This window comes from Arthrobacter sp. 05T45 (assembly GCF_056395875.1).
This window is the reverse complement of record NZ_JBFTKI010000004.1, coordinates 185,147-199,453: the sequence shown is the minus strand read 5'-3', so window position 1 is coordinate 199,453 and position 14,307 is coordinate 185,147. Positions and strand designations below refer to the sequence as shown.

The 14,307-nt window shown below is 66.3% G+C and carries 19 protein-coding genes; 17 read left to right on the top strand and 2 right to left on the bottom strand.

Translation table 11 applies throughout. From position 1 onward, the window contains the following. The first annotated feature begins 74 nt into the window (after positions 1-74). Genes AC1DGD_RS07110 through AC1DGD_RS07100 form a run of 3 tightly spaced genes read left to right on the top strand, consistent with a single transcriptional unit; the run spans position 75 to position 703 of the window. Positions 75-215 (top strand): hypothetical protein, encoded by a 141-nt coding sequence (locus AC1DGD_RS07110; protein WP_476856346.1) that lies wholly within the window; start codon positions 75-77, stop codon positions 213-215. A 43-nt stretch (positions 216-258) separates the two neighbouring features. Next, a complete protein-coding gene (locus AC1DGD_RS07105) occupies positions 259-531 on the top strand; it encodes a hypothetical protein (protein ID WP_476851045.1) in 273 nt (90 codons plus the stop codon). A gap of 25 nt (positions 532-556) precedes the next feature. Beyond that, the gene (locus AC1DGD_RS07100) at positions 557-703 is read left to right on the top strand and encodes a hypothetical protein (protein WP_476851046.1); all 147 of its coding nucleotides are present in this window, start codon (positions 557-559) and stop codon (positions 701-703) included. Between the two features lie 129 nt (positions 704-832). On the opposite strand, the gene AC1DGD_RS07095 is transcribed toward AC1DGD_RS07100, so the two are convergent. After that, positions 833-1,438: a DNA-binding protein gene (locus AC1DGD_RS07095; protein ID WP_476851047.1), complete on the bottom strand. Its 606-nt coding sequence runs from the start codon at positions 1,436-1,438 to the stop codon at positions 833-835. 381 nt (positions 1,439-1,819) lie between these two features. Between AC1DGD_RS07095 and AC1DGD_RS07090 the strand changes: the two genes are divergently transcribed. Both AC1DGD_RS07090 and AC1DGD_RS07085 read left to right on the top strand, forming a co-directional pair. Next, positions 1,820-2,314: a GNAT family N-acetyltransferase gene (locus tag AC1DGD_RS07090; RefSeq protein ID WP_476851048.1), complete on the top strand. Its 495-nt coding sequence runs from the start codon at positions 1,820-1,822 to the stop codon at positions 2,312-2,314. 367 nt (positions 2,315-2,681) lie between these two features. Further along, complete coding sequence (locus AC1DGD_RS07085; RefSeq protein WP_476856345.1) at positions 2,682-3,029, top strand: hypothetical protein; 348 nt, start codon at positions 2,682-2,684, stop codon at positions 3,027-3,029. A 378-nt stretch (positions 3,030-3,407) separates the two neighbouring features. On the opposite strand, the gene AC1DGD_RS07080 is transcribed toward AC1DGD_RS07085, so the two are convergent. Beyond that, positions 3,408-3,584: a CsbD family protein gene (locus AC1DGD_RS07080; RefSeq protein ID WP_476851050.1), complete on the bottom strand. Its 177-nt coding sequence runs from the start codon at positions 3,582-3,584 to the stop codon at positions 3,408-3,410. Positions 3,585-4,041: 457 nt separating this feature from the next. Between AC1DGD_RS07080 and AC1DGD_RS07075 the strand changes: the two genes are divergently transcribed. From AC1DGD_RS07075 to AC1DGD_RS07020, 12 genes are all read left to right on the top strand, one after another. Beyond that, on the top strand, positions 4,042-4,494 hold the full coding sequence (locus AC1DGD_RS07075; protein ID WP_476851051.1) for a hypothetical protein: 453 nt from the start codon (positions 4,042-4,044) through the stop codon (positions 4,492-4,494). After that, a complete protein-coding gene (locus AC1DGD_RS07070) occupies positions 4,491-5,720 on the top strand; it encodes an Nramp family divalent metal transporter (RefSeq protein WP_476856344.1) in 1,230 nt (409 codons plus the stop codon). The genes AC1DGD_RS07075 and AC1DGD_RS07070 overlap by 4 nt, the downstream gene beginning before the upstream one ends. Next, positions 5,717-6,121, top strand: a complete 405-nt coding sequence (locus AC1DGD_RS07065; protein WP_476856343.1) for a hypothetical protein — start codon at positions 5,717-5,719, stop codon at positions 6,119-6,121. The genes AC1DGD_RS07070 and AC1DGD_RS07065 overlap by 4 nt, the downstream gene beginning before the upstream one ends. Beyond that, positions 6,108-6,455 (top strand): PRC-barrel domain-containing protein, encoded by a 348-nt coding sequence (locus tag AC1DGD_RS07060; protein WP_476856342.1) that lies wholly within the window; start codon positions 6,108-6,110, stop codon positions 6,453-6,455. Before AC1DGD_RS07065 ends, AC1DGD_RS07060 begins: the two co-directional genes overlap by 14 nt. Positions 6,456-6,596: 141 nt before the next feature. Continuing rightward, positions 6,597-6,983 (top strand): hypothetical protein, encoded by a 387-nt coding sequence (locus tag AC1DGD_RS07055; RefSeq protein WP_476851055.1) that lies wholly within the window; start codon positions 6,597-6,599, stop codon positions 6,981-6,983. 194 nt (positions 6,984-7,177) lie between these two features. Then, positions 7,178-7,678, top strand: a complete 501-nt coding sequence (locus AC1DGD_RS07050) for a DUF6328 family protein (protein WP_476856341.1) — start codon at positions 7,178-7,180, stop codon at positions 7,676-7,678. A gap of 203 nt (positions 7,679-7,881) precedes the next feature. Further along, positions 7,882-8,703, top strand: a complete 822-nt coding sequence (locus tag AC1DGD_RS07045) for a hypothetical protein (protein WP_476851057.1) — start codon at positions 7,882-7,884, stop codon at positions 8,701-8,703. A 316-nt stretch (positions 8,704-9,019) separates the two neighbouring features. Further along, complete coding sequence (locus AC1DGD_RS07040; protein ID WP_476851058.1) at positions 9,020-9,274, top strand: hypothetical protein; 255 nt, start codon at positions 9,020-9,022, stop codon at positions 9,272-9,274. Between the two features lie 294 nt (positions 9,275-9,568). Continuing rightward, positions 9,569-9,706 carry a hypothetical protein gene (locus AC1DGD_RS07035; RefSeq protein WP_476851059.1) on the top strand — a complete coding sequence of 46 codons (138 nt, stop codon included), beginning with the start codon at positions 9,569-9,571 and terminating at the stop codon, positions 9,704-9,706. A 195-nt stretch (positions 9,707-9,901) separates the two neighbouring features. Beyond that, positions 9,902-10,795: an SDR family oxidoreductase gene (locus AC1DGD_RS07030; protein WP_476851060.1), complete on the top strand. Its 894-nt coding sequence runs from the start codon at positions 9,902-9,904 to the stop codon at positions 10,793-10,795. A gap of 425 nt (positions 10,796-11,220) precedes the next feature. Then, the gene (locus tag AC1DGD_RS07025) at positions 11,221-13,725 is read left to right on the top strand and encodes a molybdopterin oxidoreductase family protein (RefSeq protein ID WP_476856340.1); all 2,505 of its coding nucleotides are present in this window, start codon (positions 11,221-11,223) and stop codon (positions 13,723-13,725) included. Further along, positions 13,722-14,183, top strand: coding sequence for a hypothetical protein (locus AC1DGD_RS07020; protein WP_476851062.1), 462 nt, complete (start codon positions 13,722-13,724; stop codon positions 14,181-14,183). Before AC1DGD_RS07025 ends, AC1DGD_RS07020 begins: the two co-directional genes overlap by 4 nt. Positions 14,184-14,307: the final 124 nt, after the last annotated feature.

Sequence of the window (14,307 nt, the reverse complement as noted above, 5' to 3'; positions counted from 1 at the left end):
CCTACTGCCCCGGATTCCAGTTCCTCCCCGGCGGACAGCTCCACCCGACCGTCGTTAAGCTCTTTGACCGGGCGATGGAACTGCAGATCCCGCACAACTTCACCCTCTGGATGGTCACACCCTCCAGGGACCGTAACGGATCCCGCCCCGTTGACCGCCTCAAAGACGGCCCCGCTCCCTTGGTGGGCGCGCTGGACTCCTGCCGCTGGCGCTAGCACCGGCCCTTGACCGCACCCGTCGGGTGCGTAGCGTAGGTCCATGGGACTCATCTACGACGACCCGGACCTCGCGGCCCTGACACTGACGCGGCTCGCCGCGGAAGAATCCGAAGGCCCCGGCGCCCTGGAAGTGCGCATGCGCGACTATCTCGGCGGCCTGGCACAGCGCAACGGGGGCGATTATCTGGAGCTGCTGGCCATCACCCTCGCCCGGGACCATTTCAAGTCCCTGGATGATCTGGCCCGGGCCACCGGGGCAGAGTCAGCAGCGCTGCTGGACGCCGCCGAGATCGACGCGCTGGAGGCCGTGTAGGAACGGGTGCGCATAGGGTGTTCAGGTGGAGATTACAGGCACGATCCAGGCCCCTGACGGCAGCAACGAACGCATCAGCGCCGAAGGCAACACCTGTGAAGAAGCCCGCAAAGCCCTCACGACACAGATCCCGGAGGACCACAAACTCCTCGCGATCCGCACAGACCAATAACCTCTTGCGCCAATAGCCTCTTGCGGGTCCTTCCAGCCCTGGCGGGGAAAAACGGAGCCGGACACCCCAGCTGCCATCGCTTCCGTGACGTCCCCGGTCAGGGGGCAGGATGCGGACGGCGGGAAGGGCCTAGTCGTTCCCGCCGGGAGCCTGCTGTGCCACCGGCCCTGTCCCGGGCATGATGCGGGCCAGCAGCGCATCATGCGCCGTCTGCAGCGTGTCGGCGCGCGCCTCTGCCGCCGCCAGCCGGGCCCGGTCTGCCGACGCTTCCCTGACAGCCTCCTGCGCCGCGGCCCGGGCCTGCTCCAACTGCTCCCCCGCCGCAGCAACGTCGGCCTCCAACGCGGCGATCCTGGCCGTGAGCTCCGCGACCGCCGCGTCCTTCTCGGCGCTCACCCGGTCCAGGTCCGCGACCAGTTCGGCGACCTCCACGGTCACGTCCTTCTTCTCCTGCAACCAGGCTTTCTCGACCGCGGCATGGCGCTCATCGGCCAGCACGGTCGCCTCGGCCCAGCAAGCCCCGGCCAGGCGTGCGGCCTGCTCCAGCAGCACCGCCGGCGCCACGGCGACCTGCCCGCCCGCGGCCCGCTTCTCCTCCGACCACTCCTTCAAATAACGGGTCGCGTCGGCGTTGCTCACCCCCGCCGCGGCCCGCACCGTCGACACCGTGGGCCGGCGCTCGGCGCTGATCTGCTCCGCGGCAGCGTACACACGGTCCTTCACACTCAACGTCACGGCGCCAACCCTTCAAAAGTAGTAGGAATAGTAGTAATACTACTCCTAACTAACGGCGCGTCATGGCCGCGCGTTTCCGCCGCCATGTTCAGGCGGCCGCTGGCCGCCTCCGACAGAAACGGGGGCACGGAAAGGGGCCGCGTCGGACCGCGAGACCGGTCGAGTCCACTACGGGAAGCCCCCGCCGGAGTCCCGTCCCGTGGCGTCCGATCGTCCCCGGAAGCGGTGATCATGGGCGCTTTAGGACGGTTCATCCGCTGTGGCCCGGCCGGTGTCGGTTCCGCCGGATATCGTTGCGGTCCTGTGTCTTCCGCGCGCGCGGACGATGCCGGACACTGTGTTCAACGGTGCCGCCCGCGCACCGGGGAAGGCATCGCCGTCATGAACGCTTCGATCACCCTGGTTGCCGCGACCGGACACCAGAACACCGCGCCGGCCCGCATCCGGGTCCGGCCCCTGGAACCCGATGATCTACTCGAACTGGCCGATCTGCACCGGCACGCCTACGCCGGCCGTCCCGGACAGCGGGCCGGCGACCCGGTGTGGATCGGACCATCCACCGAGGAGGGCAGCGGCCGCACCACCGAGGCTGCGTCCCTCGTGGCGTTCGGACCCGACGGTCAAATCACGGCCGCCCTCATCGTTACCGAACGCGACGGCGAAGCAGTCATCGATGAACTTTTCACACACCCGGACCACCGCCGCAAAGGCCTGGCCGAAGGACTCATCCGACATTGCATGCACCTCCTGCACACCCTGGGCCGCACCACGGTGAAGGTCACCGTGGAGGACAACAACCCGGCAGCGATGGCCCTGTACCTCTCCCAGGACTTCCGCCGCCTCACCGACGATGACACGGACACCGACTACGACTGAAAACCCGCCCCGAACCACCCTCCACGCCGCAGACCCACAGCATCCCCGGGTCCTGATTCACCCCGGACGCCGCCACTCCTCGTACGGTCGGCAGGACGGGACCGTGGAGCCCCCTGCCGGGATCTGAACAGAGCCGGGGGCGCCGACGGTGCAGTCTCCCGACCTGAGGCAGTAAGGACAGCACCAAAAACGGTAGACGAGACAGGGCCAGAGTGTACGGAGCCCTGCAACGGACGCACGGAACCCCGACGGCCGGCCGCGCCAGCTTTGGAAAGAGACGACGTCTCCTCAGAGCCTCTCTGCCGTCTAGGGCTGCCGCAGCCCTTGGCCGGTCTCGACCCGGACCCTACTACGGAGGGAAGCACCGATGACCATCAAAATCAATGACACGGCACTGCGCCACGCCCGGCAGCTGATCAAGGACGCCAGGATCGCCCGGGATTCCCGTGACGACTGGAGCGAACACGCCCCCGACACAGAGAAGGAAAACGCGTTCATCGCCAAGCACGGCTACACGGAATACGGAACCTGGCATCTGGGCGAAGACACCGAGAAAACCCACGACACCAAGGGACGCTACAGCTTCCCCTTCGGAGATTTCCGGCGGCTGCACCGTTGCGCGATTCTTGCCATCGAGAGCCGGGCCGCCCAGAACAACCACGACGACATCGCCAAGGCAGCGAAGTCCCTCCTCAACGAACTCGACAAGGACTAGTTATCGCCGCCGCCCTCGATGGGCCCGGGTTGCCTTGTCGGGACAAGGCGTGGGTCCGGTGATCCGCTCGTCCAACGCCGATGATTCCCCGGGCCGCGCACGCCATACGCCAGGCATCCTCATACCGGCCAATGCCACCTACCGCCGACCGGGTCCGGAAACCACACCGCTCAAAACCGGTGCCGGCTGGTCCAACACTGGCGGTTCTTGATTCCGGGTACGGCCTCAGCCGGTCCGCCCTCGCTGCAAAGGTTGACGCATGGGAACGGGCAGCTTTAACCTCATTGGATCCTTCGGCTGGGTCATGACAGCGCAGTAAGGGACGGCCGCACTGCGGCCGTCCCCTGTTACCGTTACCGGCTCCGACTGATCCGCGTGTCAATCCTTCTTGAATGCGTCTTTGACTTTCTCGCCGGCCTGTTTGAGGTCGGCCTTCGCCTGGTCGCTCTTGCCTTCGGCTTCCAGAGACCGGTCGTCGGTGGCTTTCCCGGCCGCTTCCTTACCCTTGCCGGCGAGCTTCTCGGCGGTGTTATCGATCTTGTCTCCCAATCCCATGACGGACCTCCGTGGCTGGACGCAGACACTACGCCTGCGGCGATACCGTCAATTTTAGGCGCCACGAGGACTCGGATAAAGATACTTGCCTCGGCTGCGGGCGTGCCGACCCGTCCTGGCAGATCCTGTTTTCATGCCAGCTAGAACCGTCTGGGTGTCGGCTCCGGATCAGCCACGGCTGGTTCAGTGCGGGGCTCGCGATGACGGGATCGGCCGGCAGTCGTGGCTGCGCCACGCCGGAGTGGGGAAATCGCAGGGGTGCCACTGCGGCTGAGGGTGCGGTTCTCCGCGGCAGATGTGGGACGGCACGTCCTGGTCTCAGTTGTGCGTGAGCTACGCCGTTCCGGGTTGTGCCTCAGCTTTTCTCAGGCCGGGAGTGCTATACCTAGCTCAATGGCGCGGTCCTGCCGCGGTCTTGCACCGTTGCGGGCTTGGACTCCCTTGAGGCGGAGGTGAAATGGCGATCTGGCCACGGAGCGGGCTCTGCCTCTGGATTGCGGGGTCGGCACTCCTCAGCGGCTGCAGCGGCGCGTCTGGCGGCACGCGGGACAGTGTGTCCACAGCGCTGAAGGACAGTTCCTCCGCGGTTGCCACCGCCCGGCTCGCGCTGGCGCTCGACGCCGGGGGCAAGCTGACCATGGCGGCAACGTCCACGACGCTCGACGACGTCCTGAAAGACCTCGAAACCACCCGGACCACCGTCCTCCAGCTCTCCCCCACCGTCCAGGACGACCGTGAGACGCGCCGGGAGGCCCTGACCGTCCTGGATGAAAGCATCGCAGGGGTGACCACGGCGCAGGACGCCATTGCCAGCACCGACGGCAGCCCCACACTCCAGGACGGCGACAAGCTGCTGGAGAACGCCGCCGGCAGGATGGCCACACTCAAGAATCAGCTGGGGGGACAATGAAGCGCCTGCTCGGGGTGGCCCTGGGGGTCCTGACCGCGATCGGCGGGTTCGTGGACATCGGCGATCTGGTCACGAACTCCGTCGTCGGCTCACGGTTTGGGCTCTCGTTGGTCTGGGTCGTCGTCGTGGGCGTGGTCGGTATCTGTGTGTTCGCGAACATGTCCGGGCGGGTAGCCGCCGCGTCGGGCCGGGCGACGTTCGAAGTGATCCGGGAACGGTTGGGGCCCCGGGCCGGTCTGGCCAACCTGTCAGCGTCGTTCCTGATCAACCTGATGACGGTCACGGCGGAAATCGGAGGCATCGCCCTGGCGCTGCAGCTGGCCAGCAGCGTTCAGTACCTGCTGTGGGTTCCCGTGGCCGTGGTTGCGGTATGGCTGGTCATCTGGCGGGTGAGGTTTTCCATCATGGAAAACGTCACCGGGCTGCTGGGCCTGACGCTCATTGTTTTCGCCGTGGCACTGTTTCTGCTGAAGCCGGACTGGGGTGCCCTTGGCGCCCAGGTCCTGGCCCCGTCCGTTCCGGAGCAGGAAACAGCCGCCTCGTACTGGTATTACGCGGTGGCACTGTTCGGGGCGGCCATGACGCCCTATGAGGTGTTCTTCTTCTCCTCCGGGGCCGTGGAGGAAGGCTGGACCATCAAAGACCTGGCCCAGTCCAGAATCAACGTACTCGTCGGGTTCCCGCTCGGCGGCCTGCTCTCGGTGTCCATTGCCGCCTGCGCCGCGGTGGTTCTGCTCCCGGCCGGGATCGCCGTCACCTCACTGTCCCAGGTCATCCTGCCCGTCGCCGAGGCAGCCGGGAAAGTCGGTCTCGCCTTCGCCCTCGTCGGGATCGTCGCGGCGACCTTCGGAGCGGCCCTGGAGACCACCTTGTCCAGCGGGTATACCCTGGCGCAGTTCTTTGGGTGGTCCTGGGGCAAGTTCCGCCGCCCGGCCCAGGCCGCCCGCTTCCATTTGTCCATGATCATCTGTCTCCTGATCGGCGCGGCGGTCCTGGCCACCGGGGTCGATCCCGTCCTGGTCACGGAGTACTCGGTCGTGTTCTCGGCCATCGCGCTGCCGCTGACCTACCTGCCCATCCTGATCGTGGCCAACGACCCCCAGTACATGGGTAAACACGTCAACGCCCGCACGGTGAATGTGCTGGCCATGATCTATCTGGTCATCATCCTCGCCGCGTCCCTCGCCGCCATACCACTGATGATCGTCACGGGAGCCGGATCATGACCACCGCACCCCTGCCCAGATACGTCCGGGCCGCCGGGCGGACCCTCGACGCGCAACTTCACCTGCTGGACCGGCAGGTACTCGATGTCGACGGCGTCCCCGTCACCACGGTCGATGACATCGAAATCAGCGCCCCTCCCCCGGACACACCCATACCGGCCGGAACCCCGGCCCCGACACTCACCGCGCTGCTCACCGGCCCCGTCCTTGGAACGCGGATTTTCGGCGGCCGGCCCCCGTCATCACGGCTCATCCGCATCCCCTGGCGTGACGTCGCCGACGTCGGGGTCGTCATCCGGCTGGGCGTCCGCGGCGAGCCCCTGGACGCGGACTGGGTCGAACGCTGGATCCGCGACAAGATCATTGCCCGCATCCCCGGAGGCCGCCATGATCCTCGGTGATCTCCTCGGCACACCCGTGCACGACCCCGGCGGACTCCGCCTGGGGCGGGTGGCTGATGCCCGGTTCACTATCGACGGACCACCGGGCCAATTGCTCGCCGGCGCCAGCTTATTGGGCCTGGTCGTCAGCCCGCACAGCGCCTCCTCGTTCCTGGGCTACGAACGAACCGGTCTCACCCGGCCTTGGCCCGTGGCCCACCTGCTCCGGTGGCGGCATCGCGGCTCGTTCCTGGTGCTCTGGGCCGACATCGACATCATCGGCACGGACTCCGTCCGGCTCCGGGAAGGATTCACCCCGTACAGCCCGGTCCTGGGCGAATCCGGACAGGAATGACCGCCGGCCTGTCATTCTCGGCTCTTAGCGCCGGTTCCCGGCATTGGCCGGTTCCGAGGCCCAGGCAGGACCTTGAGCACTGGTGTCTTTGCTGTCCATGGGGGCTACTCTGTTGGCGAGACCTTCATGGAGGAGGGCCCGATGAGCGCCTCTGACGAACTGCCCGGCATCGAAGCGCGGCTCGCCGCGGACGGGACCGTGGAAAGCAACGCCAGGGACCGGTCCTTTCTCCTCTCCGTGGTGCGGGAGCAGGGTGCACGGCTCGAGAAATTGGAAGCCGTGGCATCTGATTTCGCGGAACGGGGCGAACGGATCGAACATCAGTTTGACGGCATCGGCTCGATCCACGCTGCCAGGACAGCGGGTCTTGGTGACGGGTATCGGGAAGCTGCCAGGCGCATCCGCGCCGCGTTGGGCATGGCGACGGAGCCGGCAGTCGACGATGCAACGCCAGCCATGGATCCATGTTCGAGTGCCAGCTTCGAGCCGGGCGTCCAAAGCTCCTTCCCCGGGGCTGCGGCAGGATGACGGCAGCAACGACCTCATACCCGAGCCTTCATCCGGGAGCCAGCGGCCGCAGGCGGGTGCAGCGCCGAGGAAATCGTTGCGGTCCTGGTCGTCCGGAGCCCGAAAGCCCCGCGTGATCGAGACGGAAGGGGGCCAAGCCGACGGCGCACACCGCGGCCGCTGGACAGGGAATTTCAGTCTCGCGAGGAGGAGTTATGACAGACCCGGCGGCGCCGCAGGATGACGGCAGGGACGAATCGCTCACTGAGCGGATGGACCGCAATTGGGTGGATTTGCTGCAGGAAATGCGGGTACTTCAGACAGGGGTCCAGATCCTCGCCGGTTTCCTCCTGACGCTGCCGTTCCAGGCACGTTTCGCGTCACTGGACGGCTACCAGATCGGGCTGTATCTCATCAACGTCATCGTGGCCGCCCTCACCACGGCATCGATCCTGTTGCCGGTGAGTTTGCACCGCCGGCTTTTCCGGCAAGGACTGAAAGCCACTCTCGTGGCCAGCGCCGATACCATCGTGAAGGTGTCATTGGCCGGCGTCATGCTGCTGAGCCTGGGCACCACATCCCTCGTCTTCGATGTCACTGCGGGCCGGACGGCCGGCGTAATAGCCGCCATTGGCCTGCTGGCTGTGCTACTGCTCCTGATGGTCCTTATCCCCGGAACACTCCGACGCAAAGCCCTAAAAGAGAAGCCACAATGACAGCCGTTGCATAGGAGCGGCCGGATGGCGCCAAGCGGCAAGTCTTCCGCTCCTTCGACAAGCAGCCCTCAAAACGGTGCCTCACAGCGAGTTTGCCTCCGCCGGATGGTCAGATGATGACTACCTGTTGGGGTGCAGTGGCTCTGGCTAGACTTGAATTGCGCCGGAGTAGACGCATGTATTCGTCTCGGGAGGGCAGGATCATGACAGACCGCAGCGACTCTGAATCACCCGCGGGCCAGGCGCCCACGGGGAAGAAACCAGAAGAACGGGAGCTACGGGGCCGGTACGTCGAAGGCAGTTATGGCAAGGCCGGCGTGCAGCGAGGCCGCCGCGCGGAGGACGAGGAAGGTCAATACATCGAAGGTGATTATGGTGCGGCCGGCAGGGAGGGTGGCCTGCCCGAACCATTGGGAGAGAAGGCCAAAGAATCCGGACGCTACGTACGGGCCGACTATGGCGACGCTGGTGCAGTTCCGGGACGTTCGGCCGGGTCGGAAATCGGTCAGTACGCCGAGGGTGACTACGGTGCGGACGGTACTGTGGGTCCCCTTCGCGAGGCCGCAACAGGTACGAGCAGCGAAATGCCGGCGACCGAGAATCCGCAAAGCGGCCACGAACCTGCATCGCAGGACCGGCCCGTATCGTCGGGTGCCGACGCCCAGGCCGATGACTCCCGCAGCGGTGCAGATGTCGGAGAGGCGGTCGATGTCGCGGAGGCGGGCACCCAGGCGGAAGGCGATCACTCGCATCCGGAACGGGCCAAGACAGGCCAGGCGCCCGTCGAGCAGGTCTTTAGCGACCCCGCCATGACCGAGGGACAGCGGACCGTCACCGGCCCCCCAGCGGCAACCGGGGCCATCCCGCCCGGACCTTCACCTGCCGAAGCCGGATCCGGTGGAGCACAATCCGTTGTCGGGGCTCGAGAGTCTGACCGTCTCGCGGCAGGCGAGCCGCCGGCCGCTGGCCCCCCTTTCGACACCGGCACGAAGGAGGAACGAACGACCCCGCGAGGCGATTCCTAACGTATTGATCCTGCCGCATCCCAGTGTTTTGACCGTGCTGCCTGGCCGAGCCACTCCCCCATGGGCGACAGCGGCCAATAGGTCGCTGACCACTCGCCTAAAATTCGTACCGCGTGTCACCAAGCCGTTGTGCAGATTTTTCGTCAGAGGGGACTGCCCGTGCTCTGGACAGGGCCGCCGGAACTTTGTAAATTCGGAACAGTCCTAGTCAACCCTTCGGGGTTGGGGACCCTTTGCCGCCGGGTGCACGGCGGCAAAGAGAGCCGCTGTAGCCGAACGGTGGCATAAGGATGCACCCGCGGAGAAGAGCCCCCTGATGGCCACCTCGCACTTCGAACGATTCCTCCTTGAAGCCACCGTCCCGGATGAAACGCACCGGCCGTTGGGGCCGGATTGTCTTTACGGCCTGTACACAAGCTGGTGCCGGCTCCACAACATCACCCCCGTGGAGGACATTACCTTCCGGTCAGCCATGCAACGCCGCGGCATCGATCTGCGCAACAGCCATCGACGGATTACAGGACAGGCCGCAACAGACTACATCCTGGCCAGCTACCCCGCGACGGCCTGACCATGTTCCATCGACGTCCCGAGGCACGCGCCCGGATGCCGCCACATCGACGTAGCCGGCACACATAGCTGGAAATGATCGACCGGCGGTCATTAGCCCGCCCGGGATAACAATGCCCGGGAGAGTTCGCCGCCTCGGATTGAAATGGCGGCTGCGGAAGGCCATGTCGCCCACGCGCGACCTCAGCATAGGCCGAGCCACGCCCTCAACGGACCGAACGACCTGCCTTACCAGCACCTGGTCTGCCCTGCTTTCTGTTCGACAGGCCGGCCCCTCGACGCTAGGTTGGGCCTCATGACTGAGAATCCAGATGCAGACAGGGACCGCCGCGAGGAGGATGAGCCGGCCAAGGGCTCACTCTCCGGCTGCAGCGCCCGCGAAATCGATGGCGAAATCGACGCGCCTGATGCTGATCGTGAGGATCCCCAGTAGCCTTTCCGGACCGCCCTGCGCAGCGCCGGGCCCGCTCCCCCCGTTCAGCGTTTCGCCTCGGAACCCGGCAGCTGCGCCGGATCCAAAGACGCTAGATGCGCTCAACGCCGCGGGCGCTGCCCACCACACCTTTTACACGCCCGAACACCGTAGCCGCACAGCTTTGACCCCCGCATCACCAGGTAGAGGAGCATCATGACGGACCAGTACACCTTCCGAAACCCTGTCACAGCCTACGATCACATCGAACCGCCCAAACAGCACCAGCCCGAGCCCGGACTGGACGCCGAACTCGTCCCCAAAGCCGACCTCGGAGAAGAGAGCTACCGCGGCACGGGGCGCCTCGAAGGCCGAAAAGCGATCGTCACCGGAGCGGACTCGGGCATCGGCGGAGCAACGGCCATCGCCTTCGCCCGCGAGGGCGCCGACGTCGTGCTGTCGTACTTGCCCGAGGAGGAAGAGGACGCCGCCCGGATTGCCGGGCTGATCGAAAACGCCGGCCGCAAGGCGGTCCGGGTACCGGGGGACCTGAAGGACGCAGCCATGTGCCGGTCCCTGGTGGAGACAGCGCTGCGTGAACTCGGCGGCATTGACATCGTGGTGAACAATGCAGGCAAGCAGATCGCCCGGGAAGACATCGGCGATATCAGCGACGAGCAGTTCGACCACACCATCAAGACCAACGTGTACGCCATGTTCTGGCTCACCAAGGCGGCGGTCCCGCATTTGCCGCCGGGATCGACCATCATCAACACCACATCCATCCAGGCCTACGACCCCTCGCCGACGCTCCTGGACTACGCCACTACCAAAGCCAGCATCAACAACTTCACGAAGGGGCTCGCCCAGCAGTTGGCGCCCAAGGGCATCCGGGTCAACGCCGTGGCACCCGGGCCGATCTGGACACCGCTGCAGGTCAGCAGTGGCCAGCCGAAGGAGGCCTTGCCCGAGTTCGGCAAGGACACCCCGTTGGGCCGCGCGGGCCAGCCCGCGGAACTGGCACCGGCCTATGTGTTCCTGGCTTCCGCGGAATCCAGTTTCGTCGTGGGTGAGACCCTTAACGTCAACGGGGGCAGCCCCACTCCCTGACACCCCGGGGGACCCAAACACAGCGGCCGCTGTTTCTTCCGTGTGCCCGGGGAGGATCGTTCTATCCCGATATTACGGCGCCGCGGGGCTGACCCGGCGGGCCTCTATTCGTCGTGACGACCCGTTCCCCGCGAGTGTCCGGATGCTCCGCGTTTTCCCCTTCCTGCGGAGGATCCGGGTTGGCCGGCATTTTCGGGAGAATAGGTGCTGGTCGTTCAGCCTTCCCCCGCAGGGCGACTCTGGACTATTTGCAAGCATGCTGATAATTCTGGAACCGTCCGAGGCTGGTGAGGATCCGGCCAAGGGGACGGGCCGGAGCTGAGGCATTTCCTGTCGCGACCGGCAGGGCACAGAGGACGGTCCGCGGCTTCCGCGCCCGGACGCGAACCAACAATGTTCCCGCCTGAAGGTAGAGGAGGAGTGACATGGTCGACCGGATAGCCAATATTTGGGGAACCCGGACCCCGTACTCGCGGGACAGTTTATGGCCGGTCCGGGTGGACCAGGTCCTGGACGACGGCATCGCTGAGGACGGTGTTGACCGGTGGGTGCAGTCCGCCTGCGTCCTCTGCAGCAACGGATGTGCCTGCGACATCGCCGTCAAGGACGGCGCGATGGTCGGGATCCGCGGCCGGGCGCAGGATCTGGTCAACCATGGCAGGCTGGGACCGAAGGGGCTCTTTGCCAGCCGCCAGGGTGTGTCGCACAAGGACCGCCTGACGAGTCCGCTGGTCCGCGAGAATGGGCAACTGGTCGAATGCGACTGGGACACGGCGATGCGTCGGATTGTGGACCGGAGCAGGGACCTGCTGGCGGAGCGAGGTCCGCTCAGCCATGGCTTCTACACCAGCGGGCAGCTGTTCCTGGAGGAGTACTACGCGCTGGCCGTGATCGGGAAGGCCGGCATCGGCACCCCGCACATGGACGGAAACACCCGGCTGTGCACTGCTACCGCGGCGGCGGCCATGAAGGAGTCGTTCGGCGCCGACGGCCAGCCCGGATCCTATACCGATATCGACAGCTGCGACGCGCTCTTTCTCTATGGCCACAACATGGCCGAGACACAAACGGTGCTTTGGTCCAGAGTCCTGGACCGGATCGCGGGCACGGACCGGCCCCGGATCGTCTGCGTGGATCCGCGCGACACGGAGGTCGCCCGCCACGCCGATGTCCATCTGGCCATCCGGCCCGGCACGAACCTTGCGCTCATGCACGCCCTCGTCCGTGAGGTGCTGGCCCAGGGCTGGGATGATGCCGGCTATGTCCGCGACCACACCTTGGGCCAGGACGCTCTCCGGAAGGTGGTCGAGCCGTGGACGGCCGAGGCGGCTGCCGCCGTCTGCGGTGTCCCGGCGTCGGACATCAGGGACGCAGCCAGGATCTTCGGCACGTCCGATCGGATTGTCTCCACGGTGCTGCAGGGCTTCTACCAGTCCTCGCAGGCGACGGCGGCGTCGTGCCAGGTCAACAACCTGCACCTGCTGCGCGGGATGCTCGGCCGCCCAGGGTGCGGGGTCCTCCAGATGAACGGCCAGCCCACGGCTCAGAACAATAGGGAATGCGGCGCGGACGGGGACCTGCCTGGATTCCGCAATTGGGAAAGTCCCGATCACATCCAGGAACTGGCCCGGCTCTGGAACGTGGATCCGATGACCATCCCGCACTGGGCGCCGCCGACGCATGCCATGCAGATCTTCCGCTATGCCGAACAGGGCTCGATCGACTTTCTGTGGGTCTCGGCGACGAACCCGGCAGTGTCCATGCCCGAACTGCCCCGGATCCGGAACATCCTCGCCAAACCCGATCTCTTCCTCGTCGTCCAGGACCTCTACCTCACCGAAACAGCACAGTACGCGGACGTGGTGCTTCCGGCAGCCGGGTGGGGCGAGAAGACCGGGACGTTCACCAACGTCAACCGCATTGTGCACATCTCCGACAAGGCGGTTGAGCCTCCAGATGGGGCGCGCAGCGACCTGGACATTTTCCTCGACTACGCGCGCAGGATGGATTTCACGACGTTAAATGGCGGGCCGCTGCTGGACTGGGCCGGGCCAGAGGACGCGTTCGAGGCGTGGAAAAACTGCTCCCGCGGACGCCCGTGCGACTACACCGGAATCACTTACGACAGGCTGCGCGGCGGCAGCGGCATCCCCTGGCCCTGCAACGAGGACCACCCCGACGGAACGGACCGCCTGTACGGAGACGGCGTTTTCCCCACAGACCCCGACTATTGCGAAAGTTACGGCCATGACTTGCTCACCGGCGCAACGGTGGGAGCCCAGGCCTTCCGCGCCCAGGGCGCCGGTGGGCGGGCCCTGTTCAAGACCGCCCCGTTCCACCCGCCGCACGAGGAACCCGACGCAGACTACCCGCTCCGGTATACGACCGGGCGCACCGCGTACCATTTCCACACTCGCACCAAAACGGGCCGCTCCCGGCCCCTGGCCGACGCGGCACCGCGGGCCTGGGTAGAACTGGCCCGGGAGGACGCGGACCGGCTCGGCATTTCCGAAGGCGACCTGGTCCGGGTCACCTCCCGCCGGGGCCGGATCGAGGTCCCCGCACGAGTCAGCGGCATCGCGCCCGGCACCGTGTTCGCCCCGTTCCACTACGGCTACTGGGACACCGGCGGCCGCCCCGGGACCCACCCGACGGCCGCGAATGAACTGACCCTGACCGAATGGGACCCCGTATCCAAGCAGCCGATGTTCAAAAACGCGGCGGTGACCGTGGAGAAGATCGGCGATGCCACCGGACCGGCGCCGGCCCCGACCACCACAGCGTCCCGGCCCGCCGCGGCGCCTGGCACCGCGCCGGTCCCGGCCACGGCCGGCGGCGACGGGGCCCAAGCCACGGAAACAACGGACATCGAACCTGCACCCCAGTTCCCCGACGCGCTCAGAAACACCACGGAGGGTGGCCGGCCGTGAACCTGAACATCTACCTGGGCATGCTCCGTCAGGCCGAGAACACGCTCGCCGATTCCTTCCGCCAAGTGGCCGAGGGCCACGGGGCCGAGCCAGATGTTCACTTCCTCTGCCGCACCCTGGCAGCCCAGTGCGACCGGCACGGGGAACTCCTCGGGCCCGTCGTGCAGCGCTACGGCGAAAACAGCTCCGACAACGAGCCCGAACGGCTCCACGCCCAGGGCCTGGCCACAACCCGGAACGGTCCCGTCGGTCTCCTGCGCGACCTGCAGGACCTCTACCTGCTGGCCAGCCTCGTCGACGTCACCTGGACGATGGTCAAACAGGCCGGGTCCGCGCTGCGCGATATAGAGTTACTCGCCGTCGTGGAGAAATGCGACGCCGAAACGGCCACCCAGCTGCGCTGGCTGCAAACCCGGATGAAACAAGCCGCACCCCAGGCCCTCATCGCAGCACGCTGAGGCCATCGAAAGGGACCACACGGCGGCGTCCGGAAGGATGACCCCAACGGACTCACTGCGATGGAACCCGGGTAGGGGTGCCCCGCCACGTTGCTAACGTTGCAGCGCTGTGGTCCGCAGGTCG

Excerpts from the sequence above, each read along its gene's own strand:
- AC1DGD_RS07110 (WP_476856346.1), top strand. The coding sequence starts at position 75 with ATGGAACTGCAGATCCCGCACAACTTCACCCTCTGGATGGTCACACCC.
- AC1DGD_RS07105 (WP_476851045.1), top strand. The coding sequence starts at position 259 with ATGGGACTCATCTACGACGACCCGGACCTCGCGGCCCTGACACTGACG.
- AC1DGD_RS07090 (WP_476851048.1), top strand. The coding sequence starts at position 1,820 with ATGAACGCTTCGATCACCCTGGTTGCCGCGACCGGACACCAGAACACC.
- AC1DGD_RS07085 (WP_476856345.1), top strand. The coding sequence starts at position 2,682 with ATGACCATCAAAATCAATGACACGGCACTGCGCCACGCCCGGCAGCTG.
- AC1DGD_RS07080 (WP_476851050.1), bottom strand. The coding sequence starts at position 3,584 with ATGGGATTGGGAGACAAGATCGATAACACCGCCGAGAAGCTCGCCGGC.
- AC1DGD_RS07075 (WP_476851051.1), top strand. The coding sequence starts at position 4,042 with ATGGCGATCTGGCCACGGAGCGGGCTCTGCCTCTGGATTGCGGGGTCG.
- AC1DGD_RS07070 (WP_476856344.1), top strand. The coding sequence starts at position 4,491 with ATGAAGCGCCTGCTCGGGGTGGCCCTGGGGGTCCTGACCGCGATCGGC.
- AC1DGD_RS07065 (WP_476856343.1), top strand. The coding sequence starts at position 5,717 with ATGACCACCGCACCCCTGCCCAGATACGTCCGGGCCGCCGGGCGGACC.
- AC1DGD_RS07060 (WP_476856342.1), top strand. The coding sequence starts at position 6,108 with ATGATCCTCGGTGATCTCCTCGGCACACCCGTGCACGACCCCGGCGGA.
- AC1DGD_RS07055 (WP_476851055.1), top strand. The coding sequence starts at position 6,597 with ATGAGCGCCTCTGACGAACTGCCCGGCATCGAAGCGCGGCTCGCCGCG.
- AC1DGD_RS07050 (WP_476856341.1), top strand. The coding sequence starts at position 7,178 with ATGACAGACCCGGCGGCGCCGCAGGATGACGGCAGGGACGAATCGCTC.
- AC1DGD_RS07045 (WP_476851057.1), top strand. The coding sequence starts at position 7,882 with ATGACAGACCGCAGCGACTCTGAATCACCCGCGGGCCAGGCGCCCACG.
- AC1DGD_RS07040 (WP_476851058.1), top strand. The coding sequence starts at position 9,020 with ATGGCCACCTCGCACTTCGAACGATTCCTCCTTGAAGCCACCGTCCCG.
- AC1DGD_RS07035 (WP_476851059.1), top strand. The coding sequence starts at position 9,569 with ATGACTGAGAATCCAGATGCAGACAGGGACCGCCGCGAGGAGGATGAG.
- AC1DGD_RS07030 (WP_476851060.1), top strand. The coding sequence starts at position 9,902 with ATGACGGACCAGTACACCTTCCGAAACCCTGTCACAGCCTACGATCAC.
- AC1DGD_RS07025 (WP_476856340.1), top strand. The coding sequence starts at position 11,221 with ATGGTCGACCGGATAGCCAATATTTGGGGAACCCGGACCCCGTACTCG.